Source organism: Azospirillum isscasi (assembly GCF_030849505.1).
Lineage (GTDB): Bacteria > Pseudomonadota > Alphaproteobacteria > Azospirillales > Azospirillaceae > Azospirillum > Azospirillum isscasi.
Genome location: NZ_JAUJFI010000023.1, coordinates 39106 through 46612 on the forward strand (window position 1 = coordinate 39106; position 7507 = coordinate 46612).

Here is a 7507-nt window from a genome sequence, read left to right on the forward strand (position 1 = left end):
CGGGGTTGTCTTGAGTCGAGCCACCGCAACAACGGGACAGGACCGATGACCAGCATCTTCGACCGGATCAAGCAGGACCACGACACCATCCGCCGCCTGCTCGACGAGGCCGAAAAGGCGGACGGCGACGGGCGCGCCGCCTACGAAGACCTGCAACGCGAACTGTGGGCCCACGGCAAGGTGGAGGAGGCCGTCTTCTACCAGTCGCTGTCCAAGGCCAAGGACACCCGGCAGGAAACCACCGAGGGCCTGAACGAGCACCACATCATCAACGGCTTCCTCGACGAGTTGAACGCCATGCCCGCCGACAGCACCGCCTGGAAGGCGAAGCTCCAGGTGCTGGGCGAGGTCACGCGCCACCACCTCGACGAGGAGGAGGAGGAGCTGTTCGAGGAGGCCAGGAAGGCGCTGGACGACAAGCGCGCCGCCGAACTCGGCGGCATCTACGCGGAGCGCAAGAAGCACATGCTGGCCGCGTTGGCCCCGCTGCCCAAGAGCGCGTAAGCGCATGCCGGAGGGCGTCTTTGCAACCTTGCGCGAAACGCCCGCGGCGCGCAGTTTAGGAGGGGAGGAAGCCGGAGCGTAGCCCCGACTCCCCCACCTTCAGATCAGGTACTCGACGGCGAAGCGGAACCGCCATCCGCTCGCCGTCTTCCTGAACTCCAGGCTAAAGCGCAGCCAGCCCAGCATGGCTTTGCCCTCCTGAATGTCAGCCGGGATGTGTCCCGTCCGACGGGTGCGAACGCTGGGAGATTTCTCCATTTGGTATATGCGGCGCGGCGCGATGACGCAGCGAACCGGCGCAGTCTCTTGCGCCGGGCCTTCCCGCCGTGACAGGCTGCGATCTTCCATTCCGCAGCACGAATCGCGACCATGCCCCCGATCTCCAAGCCCGCCCCGAAGTCAGCCGCCGGCTCGCTCGCCTCGTTCGCGCCCTGGGCGGCGGAGGGCGGTGTCCGCGTCTATCTGAGGCCGGTCGGGCTGCTGCCCATCGCGGCGTGGAGCGCCGGGGCCGCGGTGCCGTTGGCCGGGGGACGCTTCGCCTTCGCCACCGCCGAACTCATCGTCCGGCAGGGGGCCCGGATCGAGCGGGCCTTCGCGCCGCTGACCGAAATCCTGGCCTGGGGCTGGGAGCGCGGAACCGCCGTCGCGCAGAGCCTGGACCGGCGGCTGGGCGCGCTGACCCGCGGGCGGGCGCCGTTCGGCGGGCTGGACCTCGGGCGTCCGCGGATCATGGCCATCGTCAACGTGACGCCGGACAGCTTTTCCGACGGCGGCGACTTCTTCGACGCCGGGACCGCCATCGCCCACGGCGAGGCGATGCTGGAGGCCGGGGCCGACCTGCTGGACATCGGCGGCGAATCCACCCGCCCCGGCTCCGCCGCCGTGTCGCCGGAGGAGGAGGAGGCCCGCGTCCTGCCGGTCGTCCGCCATTTCGCGGCCAAGGGCGCCGTGGTGTCGGTGGACACGCGCCACGCGCGGGTCATGCGCGCGGCGCTCGACGCCGGGGCGGCCCTCATCAACGACGTGGCCGGCCTGCGCGATCCCGGCGCGCTGCCGCTGGTGGCGGAGAAGGCGGCTCCGGTGGTGGTGATGCACATGCAGGGCGAACCCGGCACCATGCAGCGGAACCCGGCCTATGAGGACGCCGCGCTGGACGTCTTCGACTGGCTGGAGGAGCGGGTGGGCGCCTGTCTGGCCGCCGGGGTGCCGCTGGACCGCATCGCCGTCGATCCCGGCATCGGCTTCGGCAAGACGGTGGAGCACAATCTGGACATCCTGCGCCACACGGCCCTGTACCATGGGCTCGGTTGCGCCCTGCTGATCGGCCTGTCGCGCAAGACCCTCATCGGCAAGCTGTCGCGGAACGAGCCGCCCAAGGAGCGATTGGCCGGGTCGCTGGCCGGGGGGCTGGAGACGCTGAACCAGGGCGCGCACATCCTGCGCGTGCACGACGTGCCCCAGACGGTTCAGGCCTGCGCCGTCTGGGAGGGATTGCACCCCGCGCGGGTGCCGTGATCGCGTTCGGCGTGTAACTCTTTGGCGTCTGCGCGGAAGGGTTCTTGACCCTGCCCCCGCGGCAAGCGATGACATTCTCACCACACCCGCAATTGCGGTATAGTGACTGGGCCATTCCCGAGGTTTTTTCCATGACGCGACACCTGTTCGGCACCGACGGCATCCGCGGTACCGCCAACATCGAGCCGATGACGGCAGAAACCGCCCTGCGCGTCGCCATGGCGTCCGCTTTGCAGTTCCGCCGGGGCGACCACCGGCACCGGGTGGTGATCGGCAAGGACACCCGCCTGTCCGGCTATCTGCTGGAGCCCGCCTTGACCGCCGGCTTCATTTCGATGGGCATGGATGTGGTGCTGCTCGGCCCGCTGCCGACCCCCGCCGTCGCCATGCTGACGCGCAGCTTGCGCGCCGACCTGGGGGTGATGATCTCCGCCTCCCACAACCCGTTCCAGGACAACGGCATCAAGCTGTTCGGGCCGGACGGCTACAAGCTGTCGGACGCGGTGGAGATCGCCATCGAGACGCGCATGGGCCAGCCCTTCGCCCCGGATCTGGCCGGCTCCCCCGACCTCGGCCGCGCCTCCCGCCTGGAGGACGCGACGGGCCGCTACATCGAGTATGTGAAGAACACCTTCCCGCGCGGCCTGCGGCTGGACGGGCTGAAGATCGTCGTGGACTGCGCCAACGGCGCCGCCTACCGCGTTGCCCCGAAGGTGCTGTACGAGCTGGGGGCCGACGTGATCCCGGTCGGGGTCAACCCGGACGGTCTGAACATCAACAAGGCCTGCGGCGCCACCGCCACCCGGACCCTGCAGGAGCAGGTGGTGGCCCACGGCGCCCATCTGGGCATCGCGCTGGACGGCGACGCCGACCGCCTGATCATGGTGGACGAGGCCGGGCGCGTCGTGGACGGCGACCAGCTCATGGCGCTGATCGCCTCCTCCTGGGCGCAGGCGCAGACGCTGAGGGGCGGCGGCGTGGTCGCCACCGTCATGTCCAACCTGGGCATGGAACGGCATCTCCGGGGGCTGGGCATCGCGCTGGTCCGCACGCCGGTCGGCGACCGCTATGTGGTGGAACATATGCGCGAGCACGGCTACAACGTGGGTGGTGAACAATCGGGGCACGTCGTGCTCTCCGACTATTCCACCACCGGCGACGGGCTGATCGCCGCACTCCAGGTTCTGGCGGTGCTGATCCAGTCCGGCGGCCGGGCGGCCAGCGAGGTCTGCCAGGTCTTCGCTCCGGTGCCGCAGAAGCTGACCAACGTCCGCTTCGCCGCCGGTTCGAAGCCGCTGGAGATCGCCTCCGTCCAGGCGGCGATCCGCGACGGCGAGGCGCGGCTGAACGGGTCGGGACGCATCCTGATCCGCAAGTCGGGGACCGAGCCGGTGATCCGCGTCATGGCCGAAGGCGACGACGAAGGGCTGGTGCACGGGGTGGTGGCGGACATTGCCGGCGCCATCACGGACGCCGCCCGGCTGGAGACCGCCTCCTAAAGCGGATTGCGGTCCGCTTTGGACCGCGACGGCGGTCCCGGCCGCCCATGCGGCCGAAGCCCGCCAGCGGGAACACGGTTCCCGCTGGCGGCAGGCGGATGCCCGCGGCATCCGCTGAGAGCCGGCGAACGAGGCGATATGCGCCTGAAGCGGACGGACGTTCGCTTGAGGCGCATCGACCAACCAGACGACCAAGGACGAAAGCAATCCCGATGCAGGCCAACCCGATCAACGGCCGTGTTCTCATCGTCGCCGGTTCCGATTCCGGCGGCGGCGCCGGCATCCAGGCGGACATCAAGGCGGTCAGCGCGCTGAATGCCTTCGCCATGACGGCCATCGCGGCCCTGACCGCGCAGAACACGACGGGGGTCTATGGTGTCCTGCCCGTGGACCCGGCGTTCGTCGCGCTTCAGATGAAGGTGGTGCTGGAGGACATCGGGGCCGACAGCATCAAGATCGGCATGCTCGCCAACGCCGCCGTCATCGAGGCGGTGGCCGGCGAGTATGAGGAGCGGGCGATCAACGTGCCCCTGGTCGTCGATCCGGTGATGGTCGCGAAGAGCGGCCATTTCCTGCTGGAGCCGGACGCCGTGCAGACCCTGCGCAAGCGCCTGCTGCCCCATGCGGAGGTGGTCACCCCCAACCTGCCGGAGGCGGAGGCGCTGACCGACATCCCGGTGCGCAACCTGGACGACATGCGCCGCGCCGCCGAGATGATCCGCACCTTCGGGCCGAAGGCCGTGCTGCTGAAGGGCGGCCATCTGGAGGACGAGCGGCTGTGCGACCTGCTGCTCACCGAGGACGGAGAGGAAGTGTTCGAGGGGCGGCGCATCCACACGCCGCACACCCACGGCACCGGCTGCACCCTGGCGTCGGCCATCGCCGCCGGCATCGCCCAGGGGCTGAACGTGCGCGATTCGGTGGCCCGCGCCCGCGCCTATGTGGACGAGGCGATCCGCTCGGCCCCCGGCTTCGGCCATGGCCACGGACCGCTGAACCACCTGCACACGGTCAGGCCGTTCCCGTAAGGGCACGGCCTTTCCGCTTTTTTCCAGGCGTCCGCTTCCTCAAACAATCGACAGCATTGCCGTTTGCGGGTTGTCCAGCAACTCGGCCAGGGTGCGCAGGCCGCGCGCCAGCTCGTCCCGGCTGTGCGGGTGGCACAGGCCGAGCCGCACGGCGTGGGGGGCGGCGGCCCGGCCCACGGCGAACACGTCGCCGCCGGTCACTTTCACGCCACGCCGCAGCGCCTCCGCGATGAAATCGTCGCGCCGCCAGGGCTCCGGCAGCACCAGCCAGAGATGCTGCGCCGACGGGTGGCCGCAGACGGCGCCGGCGGGCAGGATGGAGCGGGCGATCTGCTGGCGCGCCATGGCCTCTCCCCGCTGGGCCTCGGCAACGCGGTCGGCGCTGCCCTCGGTGATCCAGCGCGTCGCGATTTCCGGCGGCAGGGGCGGGGAGGAGTATTGCAGGGCGCGGATGACCGCCTCGACCCGCGGCACCAGGGGCGGTGGCGCGACCACATAGCCGACCCGCAGACCGGCGGACACGCTCTTGGACAGGCTGTTCACGTAAAGCGTCACGTCCGGGGCGATGGCCTGGATGGGCTTCGCGTCGTGGACCAGGAAGCCGAACACGTCGTCCTCCACCAGCATCACGCCGTGACGGCGGGCGATGGCCGCGATCTCGATGCGCCGCGCCTGCGGCATGACCGAGGCGGTGGGGTTGTGCATGGTCGGCACCAGATACAGCGCCTTGGGCGCCAGCCGGCGGCAGGCGCTGTCGAAGCTGTCCGGCACCACGCCATGCTCGTCGATGGCGATGCCCTCCAGGTGGTAGCCCTCGACCGCGCTCAGCGTCTTGATGCCGTAGTTGGTCAGCCGCTCCGTCAGCACCACGTCGCCGGGGCGGGCGACGGCGGCCAGGGCGACCGCCATGGCGTTCTGCGCCCCGATGGTCAGCAGGACCGTGTCGGCGGAGGCGGCCACGCGGTGCTGCCGCGCCAGCCATTGCGCCCCGGCGGCGCGGTGGGCGGGCAGGCCGGCGTGCGGCGCGTATTCCAGAAGCGCGCCGAGGCTTCCCGACGCGCCGATGGCGGCCAGGGTGGCGCCCATCATCGTCGCCGACATCGGGTGCTCCGGCGTCACGACCGTCATGTTGATGAGCGAGGGCTCGGGGCGGGGCGCCCAGGTGAATGGGTCGGAGGGGGGCATGTGCCGCTGCCCCTGCACGAAGGTGCCGCGCCCGACCTCGCCGCCGATCAGTCCGCGCTTCTCCGCCTCCGTGTAGGCGCGGGTGATCGTCCCCACGGTGACGCCGAGGCGGTAGGCGAGGTCGCGGTGGGTGGGAAGCCGCGTGCCGGGGGGGAGCCGCCCGGCGGCGATGTCGTCGGACAGGGCCTCGGCAATGGCGCGGTAACGGGGGCCTTGACGGCCCGAGAGATCGGGTACCCAATTTGTCATGGGGACAATGATGACATTGTGCCGGTCCTTCGGCAAGTGTCACCGCATTGTCGCTATTGTCCGGCTCCTGCCGAGTCGCGGGCGCGGGAACCCGGACGGCGGGGCGGGCGTTGCACTCAGCACCGACCCGGCGCTCCTTCGGTATTCATCCCCCTCGCGTCGGGCACAGCCGGGAGATCGACAGGCATGAGCGCCGAAAACGCCATCCGACACACCTACGACCGCTTCTTCGGGGGCGCGCAAAATCTCGGGCCGCTGGAGCGCGCCGTGTCCACCGGTCTCGGCCTCGTTATGGCCGCTGGCGGCGTCCGACGCGGGGCCGACCTGCGCGGCGCCATCATGGGGCTGGCCGGCGCCGCCCTGGTGGCGCGCGGCATGAGCGGCCATTGCCCGCTGAAGGCGATGATGACGGACGAGGAGCATGAACGCCTGTCCGGCCCTGGCGCGGAACGCTACAGCCCCGGCGAAGGGATGCAGGAGCGCACCCCGGCCCGCACGGGCTCCTATTCCTGACGGATCGGGCCGATCACGAGGAAGCGGCGCGGCGCCGCCGCTTCCATTCCTTCCAGCGCCGTTCGCCCTGCACAAGGGCGCGGTTGATCGGCGGGCGCAGGAACGGAACGTCGTAGGCGAGCAGCACGAGGCCGAGGGGCAGCATCCAGATGCCCAGCACCGGCAGGAAGCTGAACAGGCCGCCCAGCATCAGCAGCAGCCCGGCGGGAACACGCACCCAGGTCGCCCGCGGCTCGCGGAGCCAGCGCAGCACCCGCGCCATGGCATCTGGGAGCTTCTCCTGGATGCGGTCCACCCGCCGTTCGAGGCGTCTGTGGTGCTGGTCGCCCAACGCGGCACTCTCCATATTGTATCCGGCTCTGACGGTGGTTGACAGTCACGCGGCGCCCCGATCCGCCGGACCGGGCGCCCAAGCCGCCATATGGGAACAGGCGCGCCCGTTCCAAGCTCCTCTTTGTGCGGGAACATTCGAGATGCTTGGCGGGATGCTGGGCAGGACGCTTGGCCGGGATGCCGGGCATCTTGAAAGGCGCCGGCCATACGGCCAAGTATTAGGGCATTCAGGGTCCGGGCCCCTCTGGCAGCCGAGTCGTCGGTTGCGATGTCGGATCTCTTCATCTGCTTTTGCGCCGACGGGCGTGACCGCATCTGGAGGGCGTTTCGATGGACACCGCAGCCGTTCCAATCCCGCAGCCGCCTTGCCGCGGCCGATCCGCCGCTGAACGCCTTCCGCCAAATGGGCGATTCGCGCGTGCGTGCCGCCGGCGTGCCGGGGTAGGACTTGCCGGAAACATCGGGCCAACGAAGGGCCGGCCAGAGGCTTGAACGCCCCAAAGGCTAGAACGCCAGAGGCTTGAACGAGGGAGTTTTCACAATGTTCGACCAGTATCCCAACCAGAGCCGTTGGGGCGCCGGCGCCGCGGGCGTGGACCGTGCGGCGTTCGACGAGGGCCTGCGCAAGCACATGCTGCGGGTCTACAATTTCATGATGCTTGGGCTGGGGGTGACCGGCCT

Annotated in this window: 8 protein-coding genes; 5 read left to right on the plus strand and 3 right to left on the minus strand. The window is 70.0% G+C overall.

What is annotated here, in order from left to right; translation table 11 throughout:
• Window positions 1–45 precede the first annotated feature (45 nt).
• Complete coding sequence (locus tag QSG27_RS07310; RefSeq protein ID WP_306704674.1) at window positions 46–504, plus strand: hemerythrin domain-containing protein; 459 nt, start codon at window positions 46–48, stop codon at window positions 502–504.
• A 99-nt stretch (window positions 505–603) separates the two neighbouring features.
• Here the strand turns inward: QSG27_RS07310 and QSG27_RS07315 are convergent, their stop codons facing one another.
• Window positions 604–852 carry a hypothetical protein gene (locus tag QSG27_RS07315; RefSeq protein WP_306704676.1) on the minus strand — a complete coding sequence of 83 codons (249 nt, stop codon included), beginning with the start codon at window positions 850–852 and terminating at the stop codon, window positions 604–606.
• Between the two features lie 21 nt (window positions 853–873).
• Between QSG27_RS07315 and folP the strand changes: the two genes are divergently transcribed.
• From folP to thiD, 3 genes are all read left to right on the plus strand, one after another.
• Window positions 874–2019, plus strand: a complete 1146-nt coding sequence (gene folP / locus QSG27_RS07320; protein ID WP_306704678.1) for a dihydropteroate synthase — start codon at window positions 874–876, stop codon at window positions 2017–2019.
• A gap of 131 nt (window positions 2020–2150) precedes the next feature.
• Complete coding sequence (gene glmM, locus QSG27_RS07325; RefSeq protein WP_306704679.1) at window positions 2151–3518, plus strand: phosphoglucosamine mutase; 1368 nt, start codon at window positions 2151–2153, stop codon at window positions 3516–3518.
• 212 nt (window positions 3519–3730) lie between these two features.
• A complete protein-coding gene (gene thiD / locus QSG27_RS07330; RefSeq protein WP_306704681.1) occupies window positions 3731–4546 on the plus strand; it encodes a bifunctional hydroxymethylpyrimidine kinase/phosphomethylpyrimidine kinase in 816 nt (271 codons plus the stop codon).
• A 39-nt stretch (window positions 4547–4585) separates the two neighbouring features.
• On the opposite strand, the gene QSG27_RS07335 is transcribed toward thiD, so the two are convergent.
• Entirely contained in the window at window positions 4586–5980 is a 1395-nt protein-coding gene (locus QSG27_RS07335) for an aminotransferase-like domain-containing protein (protein ID WP_306704683.1), read from the minus strand.
• A gap of 186 nt (window positions 5981–6166) precedes the next feature.
• On the opposite strand from QSG27_RS07335, the gene QSG27_RS07340 reads away from it, so the two are divergent.
• A complete protein-coding gene (locus QSG27_RS07340) occupies window positions 6167–6493 on the plus strand; it encodes a YgaP family membrane protein (protein WP_306704685.1) in 327 nt (108 codons plus the stop codon).
• A gap of 13 nt (window positions 6494–6506) precedes the next feature.
• Here QSG27_RS07340 and QSG27_RS07345 read toward each other — a convergent pair whose 3' ends face one another.
• Window positions 6507–6839: a hypothetical protein gene (locus tag QSG27_RS07345; protein ID WP_306704687.1), complete on the minus strand. Its 333-nt coding sequence runs from the start codon at window positions 6837–6839 to the stop codon at window positions 6507–6509.
• Window positions 6840–7507: the final 668 nt, after the last annotated feature.

Bases quoted from the DNA above. Each gene is read 5' to 3' on its own strand.
- QSG27_RS07315 (WP_306704676.1), bottom strand. From the start codon at position 852: ATGGAAGATCGCAGCCTGTCACGGCGGGAAGGCCCGGCGCAAGAGACT.
- QSG27_RS07310 (WP_306704674.1), top strand. From the start codon at position 46: ATGACCAGCATCTTCGACCGGATCAAGCAGGACCACGACACCATCCGC.
- glmM (WP_306704679.1), top strand. From the start codon at position 2,151: ATGACGCGACACCTGTTCGGCACCGACGGCATCCGCGGTACCGCCAAC.
- thiD (WP_306704681.1), top strand. From the start codon at position 3,731: ATGCAGGCCAACCCGATCAACGGCCGTGTTCTCATCGTCGCCGGTTCC.
- QSG27_RS07340 (WP_306704685.1), top strand. From the start codon at position 6,167: ATGAGCGCCGAAAACGCCATCCGACACACCTACGACCGCTTCTTCGGG.
- folP (WP_306704678.1), top strand. From the start codon at position 874: ATGCCCCCGATCTCCAAGCCCGCCCCGAAGTCAGCCGCCGGCTCGCTC.
- QSG27_RS07345 (WP_306704687.1), bottom strand. From the start codon at position 6,839: ATGGAGAGTGCCGCGTTGGGCGACCAGCACCACAGACGCCTCGAACGG.
- QSG27_RS07335 (WP_306704683.1), bottom strand. From the start codon at position 5,980: ATGACAAATTGGGTACCCGATCTCTCGGGCCGTCAAGGCCCCCGTTAC.